Source organism: Nocardiopsis sp. ATB16-24, assembly GCF_030271535.1.
Lineage (GTDB): Bacteria > Actinomycetota > Actinomycetes > Streptosporangiales > Streptosporangiaceae > Nocardiopsis.
The window spans coordinates 1-1,010 of the sequence record NZ_JASCXJ010000043.1 but is presented as its reverse complement, the minus strand read 5'-3'; the positions used below and the strand labels follow the sequence as shown (position 1 = coordinate 1,010).

The 1,010-nt window shown below is 69.9% G+C and carries 1 protein-coding gene; it reads right to left on the bottom strand.

Going from position 1 to position 1,010, the window contains the following annotated elements:
- Positions 1-121: 121 nt before the first annotated feature.
- Positions 122-1,010: IS701 family transposase (locus tag PFX91_RS23015; RefSeq protein WP_285735224.1), on the bottom strand; the 889-nt coding region annotated here is incomplete at its 5' end.

The window sequence follows — 1,010 nt, the reverse complement described above, 5'->3', positions numbered from 1 at the left end:
GTAGTACTTCGTTAACTCGTGTCCAGGGGGCGCTGCTGTGCGAGTGGTTGATGACAGGTGTGGCACACGCCGGTCCAGCACAGCAACGCCCCCTGCAATGCTTGGAGGACCTGGTAGAAACTCAGACCGACGTCTGCGGTTTTGGGTCGAGCCTGCGCAGGGTGAGGAACGCATGCGCCGCGCTGACCAGCGTGACGTGGTGGTGCCAGCCCCGCCAGGTCCGCCCCTCGTAGTGGTCCAACCCCAGACCGTGCTTGAGCTCGCGGTAGTCGTGCTCGATCCGCCACCGGATCTTGGCCAGGCGCACCAGACGCCGCAACGCGGTGTGCGCGGGCAGGCTGGACAGCCAGTAGTCCGTGGGCGCCTCTTCATGGGGCGGCCACTCGACGATGAGCGTCTGAGCGGGCAACACCCCGTCCCAGGTCTGGCTGCCACCAGCACGCTCCAGAGCCGCCTGGCGGGCGGACCTACCCGCCAAGCGCACGTCCAGGACCAGGAAACGGCCCCGCATCGCTCCCCGGGATCCCTGCCGCCAGGTGCACCGACGCAACGCCCCACGCCCCTGTTCCAGGGCCAGGTCCTTGAGCGAGCGGGCCGGGGTGCGATAGCGCGGCAGAGGCGGACGGCCCGTGCCGCTGCCCCGGTCGGGGACCTCGGGCGCCGCCTCACCCGGATGAGCGTTCAGATCACCGCGCACCGCGACCACATAGTCCAGGCCCCGCTCGGCCAGGCCGTGGCGGAAACCGTGGATCTGCCCGTACCCGGCATCGGCCACCACCACCCGGTCCCCAAGCCCCCAGGTACGGGCCTGATCGACCATGTCCAGGGCCAGCCGCCACTTTTCGCGGTGGCCGACCTGGTCGGGCACCCCGGTCTTGGCGCGGCGCGGATCGGATGGGTCGGCCCAGTCCTTGGGCAGGTAGAGCCGCCAGTTCAGCGGTACCGACGCGGTGTCGCAGACCGTGTGCAGGCTCACCGCGCTCTGGCACACCGCTTGTTTGCCCAGGGCA